We start from the raw sequence: 21,374 nt of genomic DNA, 5'->3' as shown, positions 1-21,374 counted from the left end.
GCTCGCTCCCACAGGGGTTTTGTGTCTGGATTGATGGACCATGGGCCAAATGCCAGGGTTTATGGCAAACTTCGCGGCTATAAATGCCGGTCCCGCGGTTTTGAGCTTCAATTCCCCGGGCGGATCGGAATAAAGCGCTGCCAGGGCTGCTTCCCCCGGATGGGAAAAGTCCCTTTGTGTGTTGGTACGTCGGTGCCAATGCTTTCTGCCTGAACAGATCAGAGACACGACCATGCATAACGTCGTCATCAGCGGCACCGGCCTGTACACCCCGGCCAACAGCATCTCCAACGAAGAGCTGGTGCAATCGTTCAACACCTATGTCGCCCAGTTCAACGCCGACAACGCTGACGCCATCGAGCGCGGTGAGGTCGAGGCGTTGACCGAATCCAATGCGGCGTTCATTGAAAAGGCCTCCGGCATCAAGAGCCGCTTCGTCATGGACAAGGACGGCATCCTCGACCCGCAGCGCATGACCCCGCGCCTGCCCGAGCGCTCCAATGACGAATGGTCGGTACTCTGCGAAATGGCCGTCGGTGCCGCCAGACAGGCCCTGGAACGCGCCGGTCGTACCGCCGCCGATATCGATGGCGTGATCGTCGCCTGTTCCAACCTGCAGCGCCCGTACCCGGCCATCGCCATCGAAGTCCAGGAAGCCCTGGGCATCGGCGGTTTCGGCTTCGACATGAACGTGGCCTGCTCCTCGGCCACCTTCGGCATCCAGGCGGCCGCCAACAGCGTGCAACTGGGCCAGGCCCGGGCGATCCTGATGGTCAACCCGGAAGTGTGCACCGGTCACCTGAACTTCCGTGACCGCGACAGCCACTTCATCTTCGGTGACGCGGCGACCGCAGTGATCATCGAGCGCGCTGACCACGCGACCTCCAAGCACCAGTTCGACGTGGTCAGCACTAAGTTGCTCACCAAGTTCTCCAACAACATCCGCAACAACTTCGGTTTCCTCAACCGCGCGGCGGAGGAGGGCGTCGGCTCGCGTGACAAACTGTTCGTCCAGGAAGGCCGCAAGGTGTTCCGCGACGTCTGCCCGATGGTCGCCGAACTGATCGGCGCCCATCTGGAAGAGAACCAGTTGAACGTCAGCCAGGTAAAGCGCTTCTGGCTGCACCAGGCCAACCTGAGCATGAACCACCTGATCGTGCGCAAATTGCTGGGCCGTGAAGCCAGCGAAGAGGAAGCGCCGGTGATCCTCGACCGCTACGCCAATACCAGTTCGGCGGGTTCGGTCATTGCCTTCCATTTGTACCAGGATGATCTGCCGAGTGGCTCGGTGGCCGTCCTCAGCTCGTTTGGTGCCGGTTATTCGATTGGCAGTGTGATTTTGCGTAAGCATTGATCCGGTTTGTGATTGGAGAACTTACTGGGGTGAGGGGGGTAAGTCCCCTCGCCACAGCAACATTTGCCATGTGAGAGGTGGAATGACCGCCACTGACGACACCCCACTGCTCCAGCGCCTGCTGGCCGGCGAGCAGCGCGCCTACAAGGAACTGGTCAGCACCTACCAGAGCCCCATGCGTGCGGTCGCCTATGCCATTGTCGGCAGCCGGCATGCCGATGAAGTGGTGCAGGACGCCTGGCTGTCGGTGGTGCGCAATCTCGGCGGTTTCCAGGGGCGTTCCAGCCTCAAGACCTGGCTGCTGACGATCACCGCCAACGCTGCCAAAAGCCGCTACAAGCAGAACCGTCGGGAAGTGCTGCTCGATGATCTGCCGTCGCCCCACGGCTCCCTCGGCGATGAGCGTTTCGCCGCCGATGGCCATTGGTTGCTGGCACCGTTCGCCTGGCACCAGGACACCCCGGAAGCACTGCTTACCGAAAGTGAACTGCGTGACTGCCTGGAGCACACCTTGCTCAGCCTGTCGGAGCTGCAGGGCAGCGTCCTGACCCTGCGTGAACGCCAGGGGCTGGAGCTGGAAGAAATCTGTAATCTTCTCGACATCTCGCTCTCCAACGTCCGTGTGCTGCTGCATCGCGCCCGGCTGAAGGTCTTCGCGACCGTGGAACATTTCGAGGAAACCGGCGAATGCTGACCTGCAAGGAACAAGTGGCGCGCTCCAGCGATTATCTCGACGGCCAACTGAGTTTTCGTGAACGCCTGATGGTGCGCCATCACCTGATGTTCTGCCCAAATTGCCGACGCTTCATCCGCCAGATGCGCCTGATGCAGGCGACCCTGAGAAAGCTCCCCGAACCGCCCGTGCCCAACCTCGATCACCTGGCTGAAAAGCTGGCGGCCGAGCGTCGTCGATCCAGCCGCTAAGCTTCGACAAACACAAAACCCCCTGTGGGAGCGAGCCTGCTCGCGATAGCGGTGGGTCAGTCAGCCTTGCTGTTTCTGATCCACCGCTATCGCGAGCAGGCTCGCTCCCACAGGGGGCATGGCCCCGTCTGTTTATTCCCTTTCGAAGTAAAAAGTTCCGTTGTCATAAAATCTTTATGTGATAGCAACTCGCCTGACACAACCCATCGCCAAGATCCCTCCCAACACCAGCGGGCCCAGTTCCGCGTGTTTTCTAACGCATAGACTACCAACTAGGGGAATTCTTCGATGATCCGTAAGCACTTCGCAGGTGTTGCCGCCAGCGCACTGGCAATGGCAGTAACCGCCCAGGCTTTCGCCGGCACCGTCACCACCGACGGCGCCGATATCGTGGTCAAGACCAAGGGCGGCCTTGAGGTCGCAACCACCGACAAAGAGTTCAGCTTCAAGCTCGGCGGTCGTTTGCAGGCTGACTACAGCCAGTTCGACGGCGTCTACACCAAGAACGGGGACAGCGCCGACGCCGCTTACATCCGTCGCGGCTTCCTGGAACTGTCCGGCGTGCTGTACACGGATTGGGCCTACACCATCAACTACGACATGTCCCACAACAGCGGCGACGCCGACAACGGCTACTTCGACGAAGCGTCGCTGGCCTACAACGGCTTCAAGCCAGTGTCGATCAAGGTCGGCCGTTTCGACCCCGACTTCGGCCTGGAAAAAGCCACCAGTTCCAAGTGGGTCACCGCGCCTGAGCGCAACGCCGCCTATGACATGATCGACTGGGCCAACAGCCACCAGAATGGCCTGGGTCTGCAAGCCTCGAGCACCTTCGCTGACTCGTTCTACGCCTCGGCCGGTGTGTTCAGCAAAGACACCGACGACACCGACGGCAACAGTGTCAAGCAAGTCAACGGTCGCTTCGTTTTTGCGCCGATGCACGACGCCGGTAACGTGTTGCACTTCGGTGTGAACGTGGCCTCGCGTGATGTGTCCGACACTGCATTCGATTCGCGTTATCGCACCCGCATGGGCATGCGTGGCGTCGAAACCCTGGGCGGCAACGACGCCGGCACCAACGGCAACCGTCCGGTGCTGGGCGGTAGCTCCACCTCGCCGGCCGGCTCCTACGACCGTGACAATGCTTTTGGCCTGGAAGCCGCTTTCGCCATGGGCCCAGCGTCGATCCAGGGTGAATACGTTGCCCGCAAGACCAAGGCTGACAGCAGCGCTTTCGACGACATCAAGGGCCACGGCTTCTACGTACAGGGCGCCTACACCCTGACCGGCGAGGCCCGCGGCTATAAAGTCGGCAAGTTTGATGCAATCAAGCCCGCCAACAAATCCATCGGCGCCTGGGAAGTGTTCTATCGCTACGACAGCCTGACGGTCGAAGACGACAACATCACCACCGCCAGCCTGACCCGTGACGTCGGCGATGCCGAAGTCAAGGTGCACAACCTGGGTGTGAACTGGTACGCCAACGAAGCGGTGAAAATCTCCGCCGCCTACATCAAGGCCAAGACCGATAACGTCACCAACGCCACCGCCGCCAGCGGCACGACACCGGCACGACGTACCGGCGATGACAACGGCGACGGTTTCGTAGTCCGCGCCCAGTACGTGTTCTAAGCCACGTACCTGATACACCGCTCTACCTTCATCCGTTAACGCTCCTTTGAACCCCGCCGCTGGCGGGGTTTTTTTTGAGCTGGTTTTTTGGCCTCGCTGTATGGGTAACCACCTGTCAACTCTGACAGTTTCGGGGCCCCTGGAAAGGGTGCTTACTTTATCCAGTCGCAATGGCTCACGCGGAGAACGACATGGCGGGTTCAGATAAAGCAGGGCAGCTTGGGTCCATTGGCTCTATCAGCGATTCCGAGGTTTCACGCAACGAAACGACTGACGGTTTTCACTATGACGCGCTGGACAACTTGATTGGCCGAACGACCTCCGCCGGCAGAGAGCAGCGGTTTTACCGAAGCAATGAACTGGCGAATGAAATCAACGGGAACATCAACACCACTTTCGTCCGCGTCGAGGGGGTTGTACTTGCCGAGCACCGGACCGGCGGTGGTCCAGGGGCCATGCTGTTGGCGGGCGACGACAAGAACAGCGTGTTGAGTGACGTCAGCCAGGGGGCTGTCAAAAACATCGCGTATTCAGCGTACGGCCATCGTTCGGGGCATGCCTCGGTGAACTTTCATCTGGGTTACAACGGCGAACGACGTGAGACACAAACCGGTTGGTATCTGCTGGGCAATGGCTACCGAGTCTTCAACCCTTTGTTGATGCGATTTCACAGCCCGGATAACTTGAGCCCGTTTGGTGAGGGGGGCTTGAATGCGTATATGTATTGTGTGGGGGATCCGATAAATAACGTGGATCCGACGGGGCATACTGTCTTGGGTTTTTTCTCCCGTAGCTTTAGAGGTTTATTCGGATCAAATAGAATTACCACTGCAACTCCGGGTGCTAAGGAGTTGCCCAGCGTTCTCCGCCTCAACCCGCATGAAAAAACCAGGTCGACGAGCCTGCTTCCTATCCGGCCTAAAGATGTCAATAGATTGGAGAGAAGGGCTGATTTGCAGTTGGAGCTCGCTGCGAAGTTCAAGAATAAGGATGCAGAAAAATATTCCATGTACCAAAGGTTCTACGAGAAAGATCATCTGGCGCATAGCTTTGCTAAAGAGCATCAAGGAGAAAAATTAATAACTAAATATGGGCGAGAAGCGGCCAAGAATTCTTCAGAAAGATTGGCCGTGTTAGAGCGTAGGCGGGCGAAAGAAAAAAATGCTGATTTTTTACACTGGCAAGCCAATAAAGTTGAGGAAATAAGAACTCACAACCGCGACCCGAAAGTAATCAGGAGTTATTTGGGTGTCGATTTTATGGGAGCGCGGGACTCTTGATAGCGAGCGTTGCGCACGTATAGACGAGGTCTGATGCCGTCTGGTTCAAATCAATGATCAGTCAGGTCGTCGAAAAGTACCTGTTCCTCGTATCATTCAGCCCAGATCGGCGATACTCGCCCCACCGCCGCCCGGATGTCGAGGAACCGCATGCCGCTTCACGTACTGGACACCCTCTCCACCATCGCCCCCCAGGAATGGGACGCACTGGTGCCCGCCAATCAACCCTTCCTGCGCCACGCCTTCCTCAGCACCCTGGAAGACAGCGCCAGCCTCGGCCCGCAATCCGGCTGGCAAGCCGAGCATTTGCTGCACATTGAAGATGGGCGTCTGCTGGCGGCCCTGCCCAGTTACCGCAAGTGGCATTCCTACGGTGAATATGTGTTCGACCACGGCTGGGCCGATGCCTGTGCCCGGGCCGGGATCGATTATTACCCCAAGTTGTTGACGGCGGTGCCGTTCAGTCCGGTCAGCGGGCCGCGTCTGTTGACGGCTCAGGGGGAGGATGGTCTGGAGTTGTTGGGCAGCCTGCCGGGTTATCTGGAGATCGAAGGGCTTTCCAGCGCCCACATCAACTTCACCGATGCGTTCACCGATGCGGCGCTGGCCGGGCAGGAGGGTTGGCTGCAACGGATCGGCTGTCAGTACCACTGGCAGAATCGCGGTTACCGCGACTTCCAGGATTTTCTCGACGCCCTCAGTTCCCGCAAGCGCAAGCAGATGCGCAAGGATCGCGAGCAGGTGGCGGGGCAGGGCATCGAGTTCGAATGGCTAGAGGGTCAGCAACTGGGCGAGGCGCAGTGGGATTTTGTCTACGCCTGTTACGCCAACACCTATGCGATGCGTCGGCAGGCGCCGTACCTGACCCGGGCATTCTTCAGCCTGTTGGCCGAGCGCATGCCCGAGGCCATTCGCGTGGTGCTCGCCAAGCAGGGTTCACGGCCGGTGGCGATGGCGTTCAGCCTGGTGGGTGGGGACAGTTTCTACGGGCGGTACTGGGGCTGCCTGGCCGAGTTCGACCGGCTGCATTTCGAGACGTGTTTCTACCAAGGCATGGACTACGCGATTGCCCACAGCTTGCAGCGCTTTGACGCCGGCGCCCAGGGCGAGCACAAGTTGATTCGCGGGTTCGAGCCGGTGATCACCCGGTCGTGGCATTACCTGCGCCATCCGGGGTTGAAGGCAGCGGTGGCGGACTTTCTTGTGCGCGAGCACGAGGGGGTGTTGGCGTATGCCGAAGAGGCCAGGACTGCACTGCCTTATCGGCAGGGTTGAGCCGGCAGCCTGACACCCGTGGCGAGGGGGCAAGCTCCCTCGCCACAAGTGAATGCTCAATCAATCCCCACAAACCCACCCGTCTGATGCTGCCACAACCGTGCATACAACCCGCCGTGCGCCAGCAGTTCGGCGTGGCTGCCGGTTTCAGCGATGCGGCCGTTTTCCAGCACCACCAGACGGTCCATCCGGGCGATGGTGGAAAGGCGGTGGGCGATGGCGATCACGGTCTTGCCTTGCATCAGCGTTTCGAGGCTTTCCTGGATCGCGGCCTCGACTTCCGAGTCCAGCGCTGACGTCGCTTCGTCCATGATCAGGATCGGCGCGTCCTTGAGCAGCACCCGCGCGATGGCGATGCGTTGGCGCTGGCCGCCGGACAGCTTCACGCCGCGCTCGCCCACATGGGCATCGAAACCGGTGCGCCCTTCGGCGTCCGACAGCAGCGGGATGAACTCATCGGCGCGGGCCTTGTGCACGGCTTCCCAGAGTTGCGCGTCGGTGGCGTCGGGCTTGCCGTAGAGCAGGTTGTCGCGAATCGAGCGGTGCAGCAGCGAGGTGTCTTGGGTGATCATGCCGATGCGCTCGCGCAGGCTTTCCTGGCTCACCTCGGCAATGTCCTGGCCATCGATGAGAATGCGTCCGCCCTGCACGTCATAGAGGCGCAGCAGCAGGTTCACCAAGGTGGATTTACCCGCGCCGGACGGACCGATCAGGCCGATTTTCTCGCCGGGTTCGATCACCAGGTTGAGGTCGCCGATCACACCGCTTTTCTTGCCGTAGTGGAAATCCACCTGCTCGAAGCGCACCTCGCCACGGGCCACCGCCAGGGGCTTGGCCTGGTCGCGGTCGGTGACGCTGACCGGCTGGGCGATGGTCTGCAGGCCGTCCTGGACCATGCCGATGTTTTCGAAGATGCCGTTGACCACCCACATGATCCAGCCGGACATGTTGACGATGCGAATCGCCAGCCCGGTCGCCAGGGCAATCGCCCCCACGCTGATCAGCGACTGGGTCCACAGCCACAACGCCAGGCCAGTGGTGCCGACGATCAGCAGGCCGTTCATGCTGGTGATGACCACGTCCATGCTGGTCACCACGCGGCCGGCCAGTTGGGCTTTTTCGGTCTGCTCCTGGATCGCCTCGCGGGCGTATTGCTGTTCGAAGTTGGTATGGGCGAACAGCTTCAGGGTGGTGATGTTGGTGTAGCCGTCGACGATCCGGCCCATGAGCTTGGAGCGCGCATCGGACGACACCACCGAGCGCTCCTTGACCCGCGGCACGAAGTAACACAGGGCACCGATGTAGGCGGCGATCCACAGCAGCAGCGGGATCATCAGGCGCCAGTCGGCTTCAGCGAACAGCACCAGCGAGCTGATGGCGTAGATCAGCACGTGCCACAACGCATCCACGGCCTGTACCGCTGAGTCGCGCAGGGAGTTGCCGGTCTGCATGATGCGCTGGGCGATGCGCCCGGCGAAGTCGTTCTGGAAGAAATTCAGGCTCTGCTTGAGCACGTAGCTGTGGTTCTGCCAGCGGATCAGGCTGGTCATGCCGGGGCTCAGGGTCTGGTGCACCAGCAGGTCATGCAGGGCTACGAAAATGGGCCGCAAAACCAGCGCCACCACGGCCATCCAGGCCAGTTCCACGCCGTGGATCCTGAAGAAGTCCACGTTGGGTGTGCCTTGGGCCAGGTCGATGATGCGGCTCAGGTAGCTGAACAGCGCCACCTCGATCAGCGCACCCACCAGGCCCACCACCAGCAGCACGGCGAAGCTGGGCCAGACCTGTTTCAGGTAGTACGTGTAGAAGGGCAGGACGCGGTCCGGTGGTGCAGAGGTGGGGGCGTCGCGGAAGATGTCGATCAGTTTTTCGAAGTAGCGATAAACCATCAGTCAATGCCCTGGCAGGGGCTCTCCTTTTGCTATGAGCGGCGCGGGATCGCCGGCGCCGCTCAGGCTTGCCGTGTGCCTCTTCAGTCGATGCGCTTGGCCGACTTGATGATCACAGGGTCGATTGGCACGTTTTGCATGCCTTGTTTGGTGGTGGTCTGGGAGTTGACGATGATGTCCACCACGTCCATGCCCTTGACCACTTTGGCGAACACCGCGTAACCGGCGTCACGGCCCGGATCGAGGAACGCGTTGTCGGCAACGTTGATGAAGAACTGGCTGGTGGCCGAGTTCGGATTGGACGTGCGGGCCATCGACAACGTGCCGCGAACGTTATGCAGGCCATTGCTGGCTTCGTTCTTGATCGGCGCCTTGGTGTCCTTTTGCTGCATCTGCTGGGTGAAGCCGCCGCCCTGGGCCATGAAGCCCGGGATCACGCGGTGAAAAATCGTGTTGTTGTAGAAGCCGCTGTCCACGTACTCAAGAAAATTCTTGGTACTGATGGGCGCCTTGACCGGGTCCAGTTCGATTTCGATCTGGCCATTGGTGGTGTCCAGCAGTACGTGGGGCGCCTTGGTCGGTTGCGCAGCCATCAGGTTGGCGGCGAACAGAACGGTACCGGCGGCGAGGGCGAGTTTTTTCAGCATGGGGTCAGTGATCCTGAGTGGTGGAGTCGGTTGCGGTCAGAAATTGGAGCAGGGTCTGGTTGAAGCGTTCGGGTTGGTCCAGCGGGGTAGCGTGCCGTGAATCGGCGATGACCGCCAGTCGCGCATTCGGCAGTAGCTGCACATAGGCTTCTTTCAGCGCCACCGGGGTGTAGTCGTGGTCGGCGCAAATAACGAGGGTTGGACAGGCGACCTGTGACAGTCGTTCCTGAACGCCCCAGCCCACGATGGCGTCGAAACTGGCGAGATAAGCACGTTTGTCGTTCTTTGCCCAGCGCCGGGCCATTTCCAGGCGTAACCCGGTTTGCTCGGGCTTGGGAAACAGCTTGGCACCCAAGGCCTTGCCGATGGTTTCCAGGCTGAGGATACGCATCAGGCTCCAGCGCTTGAACCATTGCCAGCAGTCGTTTGGCGTGCGGACCTTGACTTCGGGCGCGCTGTTGACGATGCACAGGCTCTTGACCCGCCCGGGTTCATCCACCGCCAGTTGAAAACAGATCATGCCGCCCATGGACCAGCCCACCAGATGCACCGCATCCAGGCCCAGGTGTTCGATCAAGGCGCTCAGGTCGGCGCTGAAGCCTTTGATGCTGTAGCGATCACGGGGTTTGTCGGAGCGCCCGTGGCCGCGCACGTCCATCACGATTACGTGATAGTGGGCGGATAGCTGCGGGATCTGCTTTTCCCAGTCCCGGGTGCTGGAGCCCAGGCCATGGACCAGCAGCAAGGGCGCGCCCTGGCCGTATTCCTCGTAGTGCAGGTGGCAACCTTCATGTTCGAAGCAGGCCATCGGTGACTCCTTGTCAGGCTTGTTCAGGAGCGGCGAACGGCGCGTCCAGGGGGGCGGTATCGAAGGTGCGCAGCAGTTCGACGAGGATCTGCGTGGCGGGGCCCAGGGGTTTTTCCTTGTTCGAAAACAGATAGAAGGTTGAATTGCGGCAGCCGCCCTGTTCCAAGGGTAGACGCTTGAGCAGACCTTCCTTGAGTTCCCGTTCGATCATATGGCGGGGTAGCCAGGCGAAGCCCAGGCCGCTGCCGACGAAGTTGGCGGCGGTGGCGAGGCTGCCGACGGTCCAGCGCTGCTCGGCGCCGAGCCAGCCGACATCCTTGGGTTGCTGGCGGCCGGAGTCGCGAATCACTACCTGCAACTGGCTTTCCAGGTCCTGGAAACTCAGCTCGCGGTTGAGCCGATGCAGGGCGTGTTCGGGATGGGCCACCGCGACGAACTCCACGTCGCTCAATTCAGCACCCAGGTAACCCGGGATACTGAAGCCGCTGATCGCCAGGTCGGCCACGCCTTCGAGCAGCACTTCTTCCACCCCCGACAGCACCTCTTCACGCAGCCGCACCCGGCAGCCGCGGCTCTGCGGCATGAACGCCGTCAGCGCCCGCACGAGGCGAGCGGTGGGGTAGGCGGCGTCAACCACCAGGCGCACTTCGGCTTCCCAGCCTTGTTCCATGTGGTGGGCCAGGTCTTCCAGTTGGCTGGCCTGCTTCACCAACTGCCGGGAACGCCGCAGCAATACACCGCCGGCCTCGGTCAATACGGCCTTGCGTCCATCGATGCGCAGCAACGGCACGCCGAGCTGATCCTGCATGCGGGCCACGGTGTAGCTGACCGATGACTGGGAGCGGTGCAACACCTCGGCGGCCTGGGCGAAACCGCCGTGGTCCACCACGGCCTGTAATGTTCGCCATTGATCAAGGGTCACGCGGGGCGCTTTCACATTGAGCTCCTCTTGTCCTAAGCTGACGGTCCCCGGGTGGAGACTGCCGAATGAAAAAAATCTGTTGTGTGGTGCTGGCCTTGTTGCCGCTGACTGCCTTTGCGTACCCGATCGATGTGGAAAAACACCTCAACGGCCTGAGCATCGATTACAACGCGTATGACACCGATGCCGACATCGGCTCGATTCAGGTCAACAACTACGGCAGCACCGACGCGGCCTGCACCGTGGTCTTTCGCAACGGCCCTGAAGCGCCGCGCACCCGCAAGATCGAAGTCGCCGCCGGCAAGTTCAAGAACGCCACGGCCAAGTTCAATCGCAACATCATCAAGCTGCGCATCGTGCTGACCTGCCAGCCGAAATAATCGAGTGGCGGCGCAAGGCGCGGGCCTTGCTCTGCTTATAAACGAATTTATCGATGCTTTATAGCAGTTATTTGCGCTTTTTCATCGATATGATCATGTTTAACCTTCACTCCATCGACTTACAACATTCTCAGATGGAGCCTACAAGCCATGTCCCGCGTTCTGATCATCGAAAGCAGTGCCCGCCAGCAAGACTCGGTTTCCCGTCAACTGACCCAGACCTTCATCAACCAGTGGAAAGCCGCGCACCCGGCCGATGAAATCAGCGTCCGTGACCTGGCGATCAACCCGGTGCCGCATTTGGACGCCAACCTGCTGGGCGGCTGGATGAAGCCTGTCGAGCAGCGCAACGACATCGAGAACGCCTCGCTGGAACGTTCCAACCAGTTGACCGATGAACTGCTGGCCGCCGATGTACTGGTGATGGCTGCGCCGATGTACAACTTCGCCATCCCGAGCACCTTGAAAGCCTGGCTCGACCACGTGCTGCGTGCCGGCGTGACCTTCAAATACACCCCCACCGGCCCCCAGGGGCTTCTGACTGGCAAACGCGCTTTTGTGCTGACCGCTCGCGGCGGCATCCATGCCGGCGGCAGCACTGACCATCAGGAACCGTACCTGCGCCAGGTCATGGGCTTCATCGGCATCCACGACGTGACCTTCATCCATGCCGAGGGCATGAACCTGGGCGGCGACTTCCAGGAGAAGGGCCTTAGTCAGGCCCACGCCAAACTGTCCCAGGTCGCCTGATCCGTTAATCCTCGGGTAATCGCCAGGTGGTCTAGTGACCTGGCGCTTCCCTTCAAGCTGTTTTGCGCATCGAACCTCCCTTTGCACTTATTGCTCCTGAGTGCCGTAGCCCGATTGAACGCTTAAGCGAGATCGGGCTTTTTTTTGCCCGCCATTCCACTCACACACAAGCCCCCTATGGATGGGTGTGTAAATGCAGGTATTGGATTTGCCCTCGGCTGTTGTGGGAGCGAGCCTGCTCGCGATAGCGCCGGTTCAGCCAGCACATGTGTTGACTGACAGGCCGCCATCGCGAGCAAGCTCGCCCCCACAGGGCAAAACCGCTATCTTCGCCGCCATTCGAAACGGGGGGCGTATGGGCTATCTACTTTTTGTGACGTTGATCCAGGCATTTTCCTTCAGCCTGATCGGCGAGTACCTGGCTGGGCATGTGGACAGTTATTTCGCCGTGCTGGTACGGGTCCTGCTGGCGGGGCTGGTGTTCATTCCGTTGACGCGCTGGCGCCAGGTCGAGCCGTCGTTCATGCGCGGCATGCTGGTGATCGGTGCCTTGCAGTTCGGCGTGACCTACGTCTGCCTGTACCTGAGCTTCCGGGTATTGAGCGTGCCGGAAGTGTTGCTCTTCACAATCCTCACGCCGTTGCACGTGACGCTGATCGAAGACGCACTGAACCGTCGCTTCAATCCCTGGGCGCTGATCGCGGCGCTGGTGGCCGTGACCGGTGCGGCGGTGATTCGCTACGACCGGATCAACCCGGATTTCTTCATGGGATTTTTGCTGCTGCAACTGGCCAACTTCACCTACGCGGCCGGGCAGGTGCTGTACAAGCACCTGGTGGCCCGGCACCCGAGCGACCTGCCGCATTATCGGCGATTCGGCTACTTCTACCTCGGCGCGCTGGCGGTCGCGTTGCCGGCCTTCCTGCTGTTCGGCAAGGCCAACTTCTGGCCCGAAGCCCCGCTGCAATGGGCTGTACTGGTGTTCCTCGGCCTGGTTTCCACGGCGTTGGGGCTGTACTGGTGGAACAAAGGCGCATGCCTGGTCAACGGCGGGACGCTGGCGGTGATGAATAACCTGCACGTGCCGGTGGGGCTGTTGCTCAACCTGCTGATCTGGAACCAGCACGAGGAACTGGGCCGGTTGTTCCTGGGCGGCGCAGTCATCCTGGCGGCGGTGTGGATCAGCCGATTGGGCCTGCGCAGATCGCCGGCTATTTAGTCGCCAACTGCTCTACCAGGAATTCAATGAATGTCCGGGTTTTCTGCGGCAGGCGCCGGCCAGACGAATACACCGCATTGATGCTGATTGCCGGTGCCTGCCATTCGCAGAGCACCGGCACCAGGCGCCCGGCCGCCAAACCGTCCTCGACGATGAAATCCGGCAGCAGCGCAATGCCCATGCCGGCCTCGGCAGCCTGGGCCAGCAGGTCGCCGTTGTTGACGTGCAAGGGGCCGGTGACCGTGACCCGTTGCGTCTCCTTGCCGTTGCACAATTGCAGGCTCACGCCACTCTGCAGATAGCCGTAGTTGAGGCATTGGTGGTCGCGCAGGTCCTGGGGCGTCTGCGGCACGCCCGCGCGCGCCAGGTAGGCGGGGGCGGCGACCATGATGCGCGGCGCTGGCGCCAGTTGCCGGGCGATCATGGTCGAATCGGGCATGCTGGCGATGCGGATGGTCACGTCGAAACCACCGCGCACCGGGTCGACCTGCTGGTCGCTGAGCACCACTTGCAGCTCGATGTTCGGATGCCGTTCATGGAACAGCGGGATCAATTTGCCCAGCCGTCGCAGGCCGAACGACATCGGCGCGTTGACCCGCAACACCTCGCGCAGCTCACCAATCCCGTCCCGGGCCCGCTGCTCCGCCTCGTCCAGTGAGGCGAGCACCTCTCGTGCCGCTTCAAAGTACTCCGCACCGGCTTCGGTGAGGTGCAGGCTGCGGGTGGTGCGTTGCAGCAGTTGCACGCCGATCGCTTCTTCCAGGGCCTGGATCTGCTTGCTGACTTTCGACCTCGGTACGTCCATGGCCCGTGCAGCGGCAGCGAAGCCGTTTTCGCCGACCGTGACGACGAACGCGCGCATGCATTCGATGCGATCCATGATTGTCCCTGTTTTAGAATCAATGATTCTCGATTTTAGGTAATTGTCCCTTAAAGTGCTAGCCCCTAAAGTAGCACCCATGCCGACGACATCACTGCCAAGGCAACAAGACACTCATCTAACCCATTGAACTATCGACATTAAAAGGAACGCATCATGTCTAACCGCGAACTGCTGAATCCAACCAACTCTGCCCTGATCCTGATCGACCACCAGCCACAAATGGCCTTCGGCGTGCAGTCCATCGACCGCCAGACCTTGAAGAACAACACCGTTGGCCTGGCCAAGGCAGCGAAGATCTTCAACGTGCCGACGATCTACACCTCGGTCGAGACCGAAAGCTTCAGCGGCTACATCTGGCCTGAGTTGTTGGCGGTTCACCCGGACCAGAAACCCATCGAACGCACGTCGATGAACTCCTGGGAAGACAAGGCCTTGGTCGACGCGGTGAAAGCGACCGGCCGCAAGAAACTGATCATCGCAGCGCTCTGGACCGAGGTCTGCCTGACCTTCCCGGCCCTGGAAGCACTGGCTGAAGGTTATGAGGTGTACATCGTCACCGACGCTTCCGGCGGCACCACCAAAGAAGCCCACGACATGTCGGTACAGCGGATGATTCAGGCCGGTGCGGTACCGGTGACCTGGCAACAAGTGTTGCTGGAATACCAACGTGACTGGGCACACAAAGACACGTATGAGGCGGTGATGGAGCTGGTGTTGGAACACAGCGGCGCCTACGGCATGGGTGTGGATTACGCCTACACCATGGTGCACAAGGCACCGCAGCGCCAGGCCAAATAACCCTGTAGCGGCATACCCTGTGGGAGCGAGCCTGCTCGCGATGACGGCAGCACATTCGACATGGATGTGACTGAACCACCGCCATCGCGAGCAGGCTCACTCCCACAGTGGCTTGGGGGTGTGTGAGCCATCCGAGTGCACCGCCGGACCTGTGGGAGCTGGGCTTGCCCGCGAAGGCGGTGGTCCATTCAGTATCCCTGTGGCAGATCCGCCGCTTTCGCGAGCAAGCCCGCTCCCACAGTGGATTGGGGTGTGTGAGCCATCCGAGTGCACCGCCGGACCTGTGGGAGCGAGCCTGCTCGCGATGACGGCAGCACATTCAACATGGATGTGACTGAACCCCCTTCATCGCGAGCAAGCTCGGCTCCCACAGGGGCTCACCCGTGAGTTCAAACCAACTGCTTCTGCGGCTCCGGCAGGTGACTCGCCCCCAACACCGCCGGCAGCAACCCTGAGCGCAAGTCCGTGCCGCTGGGCTGCTGATACAGGTTCAAGCCGAACTCCGGCATCACCGCCAGCAGGTAATCGAAAATATCTCCCTGGATACGCTCGTAGTCGGCCCACACGGTGGTGCGGGTGAAACAGTAGATTTCCAGTGGGATGCCCTGGGCCGTGGTTTGCAACTGGCGGACCATGCAGGTCATGTTCGGCTGGATCTCGGCATGGCTTTTCAAATAGGCCAGGGCGTAGGCGCGGAAGGTGCCCAGGTTGGTCATGCGTCGACGGTTGGCCGACATGGCCGCGACGTTGCCCTGGGCTTCGTTCCAAGCCTTGAGTTCGGCCTGCTTGCGGCTGATGTAGTCGGTCAGCAGGCGAACCTGGGTCAGGCGCTGTTCTTCCTCGTCATGCAGGAAGCGCACACCGCTGGCGTCGATGAACAGGCTGCGCTTGATTCGTCGTCCGCCGGATTGCTGCATGCCGCGCCAGTTCTTGAACGATTCGGACATCAGGCGCCAGGTCGGGATCGAGACGATGGTCTTGTCAAAGTTCTGCACCTTGACCGTGTGCAGGGTGATGTCCACCACATCACCGTCGGCGCCGACCTGGGGCATTTCGATCCAGTCGCCGACCCGCAACATGTCGTTGCTGGTCAGTTGCACGCTGGCGACGAATGACAGCAGTGTGTCCTTGTACACCAACAGGATCACCGCCGACATCGCACCCAAGCCCGACAGCAGCAACAGCGGCGAGCGGTCGATCAGGGTGGCGACGATGATGATCGCGCCGAACACATACAGCACCATTTTCGTCAGTTGCACGTAACCCTTGATCGAGCGGGTACGGGCGTGCTCGGTGCGCGCGTACACGTCCAGCAAGGCGCTGAGCAAGGCGCTCAGGCTCAGCACCATGAACAGGATGGTGAACGCCAGGGCGACGTTGCCCAGGAAAATCATGCTGGTCTTGCTCAGTTCCGGCACCAGGTGCAGGCCGAACTGGATGATCAGCGACGGTGTCATCTGTGCCAGGCGATGGAAGACCTTGTTCTGGCGCAGGTCGTTGACCCAATGCAAGGCCGGCTGGCGACCGAGCAGTTTGGCGCCGTGCAGGATCAGGTAGCGCGCCACGCGCCCAAGCACCAGCGCAATCGCCAGCAGCAACACCAACGCGAGGCTGGAATGCAGGAGCGGGTGCTGATCGAGGGCGCCCCAGAGGTCTTGGAGGTTGAGCCAGAGCTGTTTGATGTCCATGGACGAAACGGGTCTTCTATAGAAATGCGACGGTGGATTAGAGCATTTAAGCCTGCCCAAGTGACCATTACGGGTAAACCGGCTGCGAAAAATGCCACTGATTGTCGGCGTTTGCATAAAGAAACTCGGCCTTCGAGCTCGAAACCGTTACCCTATGCAGCTGTTTTTTTGCATTTCTTCGAGGTAGCACCCGTGTTTTCCGAATTCGCCCTGCACGAACGCCTGCTCAAAGCCGTGGCCGAGCTTAAATTTGTCGAGCCAACGCCCGTGCAGGCAGCGGCTATCCCGCTCGCGCTTCAAGGGCGTGACCTGCGGGTGACGGCGCAGACCGGCAGTGGCAAGACCGCCGCGTTCGTGCTGCCGATCCTCAACCGCCTGATCGGCCCGGCCAAGGTCCGCGTCAGCATCAAGACCCTGATCCTGCTGCCGACCCGTGAGCTGGCCCAGCAGACCTTGAAGGAAGTGGAACGCTTCTCGCAGTTCACCTTCATCAAGTCCGGCCTGATCACCGGCGGCGAAGACTTCAAGGTCCAGGCCGCCATGCTGCGCAAGGTGCCGGACATCCTGATCGGCACCCCAGGGCGAATGATCGAGCAATTGAACGCCGGCAACCTCGACCTGAAAGAAGTCGAAGTGCTGGTGCTGGACGAAGCCGACCGCATGCTGGACATGGGCTTTGCCGAAGACGTGCAGCGCCTGGTGGACGAGTGCGTCAACCGCCAGCAGACCATGCTGTTCTCTGCCACCACTGGCGGTTCGGGCCTGCGGGAAATGGTCGCCAAGGTGCTGAACAACCCTGAGCACTTGCAGCTCAACGCGGTTAGCCAACTGAATTCCACGACGCGTCAGCAGATCATCACGGCTGACCACAATGTCCACAAAGAACAGATATTGAACTGGCTGCTCGCCAACGAAACCTACGAAAAAGCCATTGTGTTCACCAACACCCGGGCGATGGCCGACCGCATCTACGGCCGCCTGGTGGCTCAGGAATACAAGACGTTCGTGCTGCACGGCGAGAAGGACCAGAAAGACCGCAAGCTGGCGATCGATCGCCTCAAGCAAGGCGGCGTGAAGATCCTCGTCGCCACTGACGTCGCCGCGCGCGGCCTGGACGTGGACGGCCTGGACATGGTCATCAACTTCGACATGCCCCGCAGCGGTGACGAATACGTACACCGCATCGGTCGTACCGGCCGTGCCGGCAACGACGGCCTGGCGATCTCGCTGATCTGCCACGGCGACTGGAACTTGATGTCGAGCGTCGAGCGCTACCTCAAGCAGAGCTTCGAGCGCCGCACCATCAAGGAAGTCAAAGGCACCTACGGCGGACCGAAAAAGGTCAAGGCCTCGGGCAAGGCCGTGGGCGTGAAGAAGAAAAAGGTCGACGCCAAGGGCGACAAGAAAAAAACCGCCGCCAAGGCCCCGACCAAACGCAAAACCGCCAACCGCCCGAAAGCCGACGTTCCGTCGCTGGTGAGCAAAGACGGCATGGCCCCGCTCAAGCGCCGCAAGCCAGAGGCTCCGGCAGCCGAGTGAATGGGCTGTAGCGCTCCATAAAAAAACCGGACCTTGGGTCCGGTTTTTTTATACGCAAATCTTCAGCTCCCTCGCCACAAAAGGTGGGATTACCCTGCCTTCTTCTGCGCCTCCTTCAACTCTTGCAGGCGCTTATCGATCAGTTGGCACTTGTCCGGCAAATCCTTGCTGGCCGTCTCCAGGTCCATGCCCTGCAACTCATCATTGATTTCCTTGGCCTTGGCCGGGTTCTGCTGGGTGAGCTGGGTGACTTGCTGGGCCAACTGCTCACGCTTGGCGGTGGCTTCCTCGGGCGTGCAGGCCCAGGCGGGCAGGGCGCAGGCGAGCGTGGCGGCGACGGTCAGTCTGATGAGGGTTTTCATGGATGGGCCTCGTATTCGGTGTTGGGCAGGTAAGAAGTTGAGGCCGAGCAAGGGATGAAAGTTCATTAGTGCAGGGTGTGCGGCACTTTTGTCTTTCATGGTCACAGGAGCCTTCCTGCCTCCCCACCGGATACTTCGCACCTTGTTTTCGGAAAGGATCCAATTTCAGGTCGATGGTCCTGGCATTAGGCTGAAAACTCGAATTTTTAATTGACGTCAAAATGGTGGCTCATTAACATCGCGCCGCTATTTTGATATCGCTTTTGATCGAGGGATCGAACATGTCTTCACCCGCCCCCTGGGCGAGGTTGTGCCTGGCTTTGCTGTGCCTTTCTCTGCCAACCATCGCTTACGCCGCGCCCACACCCGGTGAAACCGACCTGATCCGCGAGCGCCAGAATCGCCTGCTCGAAGAGCAGCAACGGCGGCTGGAGGAACTCAAGGACCTGCCAGGCAAGGAAGCGAAACCGACCCCGCCGACAGCGCCTGCCGACACCCGTTGCTTTCCCATCAAGACCATCGAACTCAAGGGCGCCGACAGCCTTTCCAGCGGCGAGCGCGAGGCGCTGTTCAAGCCTTACATTGGCCAATGCCTGGGCGTGACCCAGCTCAACGAATTGCTCAAAGTCATCACCGACTACTACATCGAGAAAGGCCTGGTCACCAGCCGCGCCTACCTGCCGCAGCAGGATTTGTCCGGCGGGCACCTGCAAGTGCTGGTGGTCGAGGGACGGCTCGAAGGTTTGAAGGGCGCCGAGAACAGCCAGCTGTCAGATCGTGAACTGGCGATGGCCTTTCCCGGCAAGACCGGCGAGTTGGTCAACCTTCGAGAGATCGAACAGATGGTGGACCAGCTCAATCGCCTGCCGTCGAACCAGGCGAAAATGGAACTGACCCCCGGCCAGAACGTCGGTGGTAGCGAAGTGCGCGTCACCAACGATCCGCAGAAGCCTTGGCGCGCCGGCCTGTCGCGCAGCAACGACGGCCAGCGCAGCACCGGCGAGCAGCAGTGGGGCAGCAGCTTGGAGTGGGACAGCCCGCTGGGCCTGGCCGATCAACTGATGCTGCGCGGCGGTCACGACGCAATGACCGACCACCAGCACACCTCCAACAACGCGATGCTCTACTACAACCTGCCGTTTGGCTGGTGGAACGTCAGCTACACCTACAGCCAGAGCGAGTACCGCTCGCAGATCGCCGCCAACGGTTTCAACTTCAAGCAAACCGGCGATAGCCAGAACCATCAGTTGCGGGTCGAGCGGGTGATCCACCGCGACGTGCTGAGCAAGACCTCCCTCAACACCGGCCTGGCTTACCTGCGCAGCAACAACTTCATCGAAGGCAGCAAACTCGCGGTCAGCAGCAATCGCCTGAGCGAAGCGCAGTTCGGCATCAACCATGGCCGGCGGGTCGGCAGTGCCTTCGTCAACCTCGACCTGGGCATGCAGCAAGGCATCGGTGCCTTCGACGCCCAGGACGACAACGACCCGGGCCCCGGCCAGGCCGACGCCCGCTATCGCAAATACACCGCCACCGCCAGTTACCTGCTGCCGTTCAAACTGTGGAACGAGTCCTTCAGCTTCAGCAGCCTGATGACCGGCCAGCGCAGCGAAGACGTGCTGTTCAGCCCGCAGCGCATGAGCCTGGGTGGGCAGTCGTCGATTCGCGGTTACAAGGACCAGTCGCTGTCCGGTGACAGCGGCGGCTACTGGCGCAACGACCTGCGCTGGAGTCGCCCGGTGACCCTGGAATGGCTGCGCCCGGTGTTTGCCGAGTACGGCACCAGCCTCGGGTATGACCAGGGCGTGATTCGCAGTGATCGCTACAACGGCGATCAGCACGGGCGTATGTCGAGCAATTCGGTGGAGGTGTTCGCCCGCGGCCAACACCTCACCGCCAGCGTCACCTTCGCCCACTCCCTGGAACGTCCGGATGCCCTGACCGAGCGCGAAGCGCCGATCTACTTCCGGGTGGATACCGCTTTTTAAATCAGCTTCTTCACATTTCGCTGTAACGAGACTTGACCATGGACGATCGCCAATACGCCTTCCTGGCCCGCCAGCCTTCTGCTGCCCTGAAAACCCGCGACTCGTTCCTGGGCATGCCCAAGCGCGGCCTGGCGTTTCTGCTGGCCAACGTCATGTTCTGGCAACCGATGTGGGCCCAGGCCGACGGTATCGTGGTCAGTGCGCCGGGCACCAGTCTCGGTCAGGCGGGCAACGGCGTGCCGATCGTCAACATCGCCACGCCCAACGGCAACGGCCTGTCCCACAACCAGTTCCAGGATTACAACGTCGGCACCAACGGCGTGATCCTCAACAACGCCACCGCCCGCACCCAGTCCACCCAACTGGGCGGGATCATCCTCGGCAACCCTAATCTTCAAGGTTCCGCTGCCACCACCATCCTCAACGAAGTCAACGGCGGCAACCCCAGCCAGTTGCGTGGCTACACCGAAGTGGCGGGGCAGTCGGCCCGGGTCATCGTCGCCAACCCCTACGGCATCACCTGCAACGGCTGCGGCTTCATCAACAGCCCGCAAGTGACCTTGAGCACCGGCAAACCGGTGGTGGAAAACGGTCGGCTCGACCGCTATCAAGTGGACCAGGGCAGCGTCACCGTCGAAGGCGCCGGCCTCAACGCCAGCAACGTCGACCGCTTCGAAATCATCACCCGCAGCGCGAAAATCAACGCCGAGATCCAGGCGAAAAACCTGACGATTGTGGCCGGACGCAACGACGTCAACGCCGACACCCTCAACGCCACTGCCCGCGCCGACGACGGCAGCACCAAACCGCAACTGGCCATCGACTCCTCGGCCCTGGGCGGCATGTACGCCGGCGCCATCAAGCTGGTGGGCACCGAGGCCGGTGTCGGCGTGAAACTCGACGGCAAGCTGATCGCCAGTGGTGGGGATATCCAGCTCGACGCCAACGGGCAATTGAGCCTGGCCGATACCTCGGCCACGGGCGCGGTCAACGTCAAGGCGGCCGGTGCCAACGTGCAAGGCGCGGTCTATGGCAC

At 60.9% G+C, this 21,374-nt stretch carries 20 protein-coding genes; 13 read left to right on the top strand and 7 right to left on the bottom strand.

What is annotated here, in order from left to right:
- Window positions 1-232: 232 nt before the first annotated feature.
- The 6 genes from J7E36_RS04890 (at window position 233) to J7E36_RS04865 (ending at window position 6,465) form a co-directional block, all read left to right on the top strand.
- The gene (locus tag J7E36_RS04890; protein WP_215000449.1) at window positions 233-1,354 is read left to right on the top strand and encodes a beta-ketoacyl-ACP synthase III; all 1,122 of its coding nucleotides are present in this window, start codon (window positions 233-235) and stop codon (window positions 1,352-1,354) included.
- Window positions 1,355-1,436: 82 nt separating this feature from the next.
- Window positions 1,437-2,048, top strand: a complete 612-nt coding sequence (locus J7E36_RS04885) for an RNA polymerase sigma factor (RefSeq protein ID WP_215000447.1) — start codon at window positions 1,437-1,439, stop codon at window positions 2,046-2,048.
- Complete coding sequence (locus J7E36_RS04880; protein WP_215000445.1) at window positions 2,042-2,278, top strand: anti-sigma factor family protein; 237 nt, start codon at window positions 2,042-2,044, stop codon at window positions 2,276-2,278. The genes J7E36_RS04885 and J7E36_RS04880 overlap by 7 nt, the downstream gene beginning before the upstream one ends.
- A gap of 288 nt (window positions 2,279-2,566) precedes the next feature.
- Window positions 2,567-3,910, top strand: coding sequence for an OprO/OprP family phosphate-selective porin (locus J7E36_RS04875; protein WP_215000443.1), 1,344 nt, complete (start codon window positions 2,567-2,569; stop codon window positions 3,908-3,910).
- A 191-nt stretch (window positions 3,911-4,101) separates the two neighbouring features.
- Window positions 4,102-5,190, top strand: a complete 1,089-nt coding sequence (locus J7E36_RS04870; protein ID WP_231286530.1) for an RHS repeat-associated core domain-containing protein — start codon at window positions 4,102-4,104, stop codon at window positions 5,188-5,190.
- Window positions 5,191-5,340: 150 nt separating this feature from the next.
- Entirely contained in the window at window positions 5,341-6,465 is a 1,125-nt protein-coding gene (locus tag J7E36_RS04865) for a GNAT family N-acetyltransferase (protein ID WP_215000439.1), read from the top strand.
- Between the two features lie 56 nt (window positions 6,466-6,521).
- On the opposite strand, the gene J7E36_RS04860 is transcribed toward J7E36_RS04865, so the two are convergent.
- From J7E36_RS04860 to J7E36_RS04845, 4 genes are all read right to left on the bottom strand, one after another.
- Window positions 6,522-8,354 carry an ABC transporter ATP-binding protein gene (locus tag J7E36_RS04860; RefSeq protein ID WP_215000437.1) on the bottom strand — a complete coding sequence of 611 codons (1,833 nt, stop codon included), beginning with the start codon at window positions 8,352-8,354 and terminating at the stop codon, window positions 6,522-6,524.
- Between the two features lie 83 nt (window positions 8,355-8,437).
- Window positions 8,438-9,001 carry a peptidylprolyl isomerase gene (locus J7E36_RS04855; protein WP_215000435.1) on the bottom strand — a complete coding sequence of 188 codons (564 nt, stop codon included), beginning with the start codon at window positions 8,999-9,001 and terminating at the stop codon, window positions 8,438-8,440.
- A gap of 4 nt (window positions 9,002-9,005) precedes the next feature.
- Entirely contained in the window at window positions 9,006-9,809 is an 804-nt protein-coding gene (locus J7E36_RS04850; RefSeq protein WP_215000433.1) for an alpha/beta fold hydrolase, read from the bottom strand.
- A 13-nt stretch (window positions 9,810-9,822) separates the two neighbouring features.
- Window positions 9,823-10,746 (bottom strand): LysR family transcriptional regulator, encoded by a 924-nt coding sequence (locus tag J7E36_RS04845; protein WP_215000431.1) that lies wholly within the window; start codon window positions 10,744-10,746, stop codon window positions 9,823-9,825.
- A gap of 50 nt (window positions 10,747-10,796) precedes the next feature.
- Here J7E36_RS04845 and J7E36_RS04840 point away from each other — a divergent pair, with 50 nt between their 5' ends.
- The 3 genes from J7E36_RS04840 (at window position 10,797) to J7E36_RS04830 (ending at window position 13,080) form a co-directional block, all read left to right on the top strand.
- A complete protein-coding gene (locus J7E36_RS04840) occupies window positions 10,797-11,111 on the top strand; it encodes a 3-phosphoglycerate kinase (protein ID WP_215000428.1) in 315 nt (104 codons plus the stop codon).
- Window positions 11,112-11,261: 150 nt separating this feature from the next.
- On the top strand, window positions 11,262-11,861 hold the full coding sequence (locus J7E36_RS04835; RefSeq protein WP_215000426.1) for an FMN-dependent NADH-azoreductase: 600 nt from the start codon (window positions 11,262-11,264) through the stop codon (window positions 11,859-11,861).
- 355 nt (window positions 11,862-12,216) lie between these two features.
- Window positions 12,217-13,080: a carboxylate/amino acid/amine transporter gene (locus tag J7E36_RS04830; protein WP_215000424.1), complete on the top strand. Its 864-nt coding sequence runs from the start codon at window positions 12,217-12,219 to the stop codon at window positions 13,078-13,080.
- On the opposite strand, the gene J7E36_RS04825 is transcribed toward J7E36_RS04830, so the two are convergent.
- Window positions 13,073-13,960 carry a LysR family transcriptional regulator gene (locus J7E36_RS04825; RefSeq protein WP_215000422.1) on the bottom strand — a complete coding sequence of 296 codons (888 nt, stop codon included), beginning with the start codon at window positions 13,958-13,960 and terminating at the stop codon, window positions 13,073-13,075. The two genes, J7E36_RS04830 and J7E36_RS04825, sit on opposite strands and share 8 nt — an antisense overlap.
- 156 nt (window positions 13,961-14,116) lie before the next feature.
- Here J7E36_RS04825 and J7E36_RS04820 point away from each other — a divergent pair, with 156 nt between their 5' ends.
- Window positions 14,117-14,761: a hydrolase gene (locus tag J7E36_RS04820; protein ID WP_215000420.1), complete on the top strand. Its 645-nt coding sequence runs from the start codon at window positions 14,117-14,119 to the stop codon at window positions 14,759-14,761.
- A 389-nt stretch (window positions 14,762-15,150) separates the two neighbouring features.
- On the opposite strand, the gene J7E36_RS04815 is transcribed toward J7E36_RS04820, so the two are convergent.
- Entirely contained in the window at window positions 15,151-16,449 is a 1,299-nt protein-coding gene (locus J7E36_RS04815; protein ID WP_215000418.1) for a mechanosensitive ion channel family protein, read from the bottom strand.
- Between the two features lie 192 nt (window positions 16,450-16,641).
- On the opposite strand from J7E36_RS04815, the gene J7E36_RS04810 reads away from it, so the two are divergent.
- Window positions 16,642-17,988, top strand: coding sequence for a DEAD/DEAH box helicase (locus J7E36_RS04810; RefSeq protein ID WP_215000416.1), 1,347 nt, complete (start codon window positions 16,642-16,644; stop codon window positions 17,986-17,988).
- A gap of 89 nt (window positions 17,989-18,077) precedes the next feature.
- Here J7E36_RS04810 and J7E36_RS04805 read toward each other — a convergent pair whose 3' ends face one another.
- Window positions 18,078-18,350, bottom strand: coding sequence for a hypothetical protein (locus J7E36_RS04805; protein WP_215000414.1), 273 nt, complete (start codon window positions 18,348-18,350; stop codon window positions 18,078-18,080).
- A 281-nt stretch (window positions 18,351-18,631) separates the two neighbouring features.
- Here J7E36_RS04805 and J7E36_RS04800 point away from each other — a divergent pair, with 281 nt between their 5' ends.
- Window positions 18,632-20,338 carry a ShlB/FhaC/HecB family hemolysin secretion/activation protein gene (locus J7E36_RS04800; protein ID WP_215000412.1) on the top strand — a complete coding sequence of 569 codons (1,707 nt, stop codon included), beginning with the start codon at window positions 18,632-18,634 and terminating at the stop codon, window positions 20,336-20,338.
- A gap of 38 nt (window positions 20,339-20,376) precedes the next feature.
- The coding region (locus J7E36_RS04795; protein ID WP_215000409.1) for a filamentous hemagglutinin N-terminal domain-containing protein at window positions 20,377-21,374 on the top strand (998 nt) is incomplete at its 3' end.

This window comes from Pseudomonas fluorescens, from assembly GCF_018614775.1.
Classification (GTDB): Bacteria; Pseudomonadota; Gammaproteobacteria; order Pseudomonadales; family Pseudomonadaceae; genus Aquipseudomonas; species Aquipseudomonas fluorescens_BY.
Note: the sequence above shows the minus strand (reverse complement) of the source record. Positions and strands in the feature narration are given on the sequence as shown.

Bases quoted from the DNA above. Each gene is read 5' to 3' on its own strand.
- J7E36_RS04815 (WP_215000418.1), bottom strand. From the start codon at position 16,449: ATGGACATCAAACAGCTCTGGCTCAACCTCCAAGACCTCTGGGGCGCC.
- J7E36_RS04840 (WP_215000428.1), top strand. From the start codon at position 10,797: ATGAAAAAAATCTGTTGTGTGGTGCTGGCCTTGTTGCCGCTGACTGCC.
- J7E36_RS04850 (WP_215000433.1), bottom strand. From the start codon at position 9,809: ATGGCCTGCTTCGAACATGAAGGTTGCCACCTGCACTACGAGGAATAC.
- J7E36_RS04875 (WP_215000443.1), top strand. From the start codon at position 2,567: ATGATCCGTAAGCACTTCGCAGGTGTTGCCGCCAGCGCACTGGCAATG.
- J7E36_RS04800 (WP_215000412.1), top strand. From the start codon at position 18,632: ATGTCTTCACCCGCCCCCTGGGCGAGGTTGTGCCTGGCTTTGCTGTGC.
- J7E36_RS04825 (WP_215000422.1), bottom strand. From the start codon at position 13,960: ATGGATCGCATCGAATGCATGCGCGCGTTCGTCGTCACGGTCGGCGAA.
- J7E36_RS04865 (WP_215000439.1), top strand. From the start codon at position 5,341: ATGCCGCTTCACGTACTGGACACCCTCTCCACCATCGCCCCCCAGGAA.
- J7E36_RS04870 (WP_231286530.1), top strand. From the start codon at position 4,102: ATGGCGGGTTCAGATAAAGCAGGGCAGCTTGGGTCCATTGGCTCTATC.
- J7E36_RS04880 (WP_215000445.1), top strand. From the start codon at position 2,042: ATGCTGACCTGCAAGGAACAAGTGGCGCGCTCCAGCGATTATCTCGAC.
- J7E36_RS04835 (WP_215000426.1), top strand. From the start codon at position 11,262: ATGTCCCGCGTTCTGATCATCGAAAGCAGTGCCCGCCAGCAAGACTCG.
- J7E36_RS04890 (WP_215000449.1), top strand. From the start codon at position 233: ATGCATAACGTCGTCATCAGCGGCACCGGCCTGTACACCCCGGCCAAC.
- J7E36_RS04820 (WP_215000420.1), top strand. From the start codon at position 14,117: ATGTCTAACCGCGAACTGCTGAATCCAACCAACTCTGCCCTGATCCTG.
- J7E36_RS04860 (WP_215000437.1), bottom strand. From the start codon at position 8,354: ATGGTTTATCGCTACTTCGAAAAACTGATCGACATCTTCCGCGACGCC.
- J7E36_RS04830 (WP_215000424.1), top strand. From the start codon at position 12,217: ATGGGCTATCTACTTTTTGTGACGTTGATCCAGGCATTTTCCTTCAGC.
- J7E36_RS04885 (WP_215000447.1), top strand. From the start codon at position 1,437: ATGACCGCCACTGACGACACCCCACTGCTCCAGCGCCTGCTGGCCGGC.
- J7E36_RS04805 (WP_215000414.1), bottom strand. From the start codon at position 18,350: ATGAAAACCCTCATCAGACTGACCGTCGCCGCCACGCTCGCCTGCGCC.
- J7E36_RS04855 (WP_215000435.1), bottom strand. From the start codon at position 9,001: ATGCTGAAAAAACTCGCCCTCGCCGCCGGTACCGTTCTGTTCGCCGCC.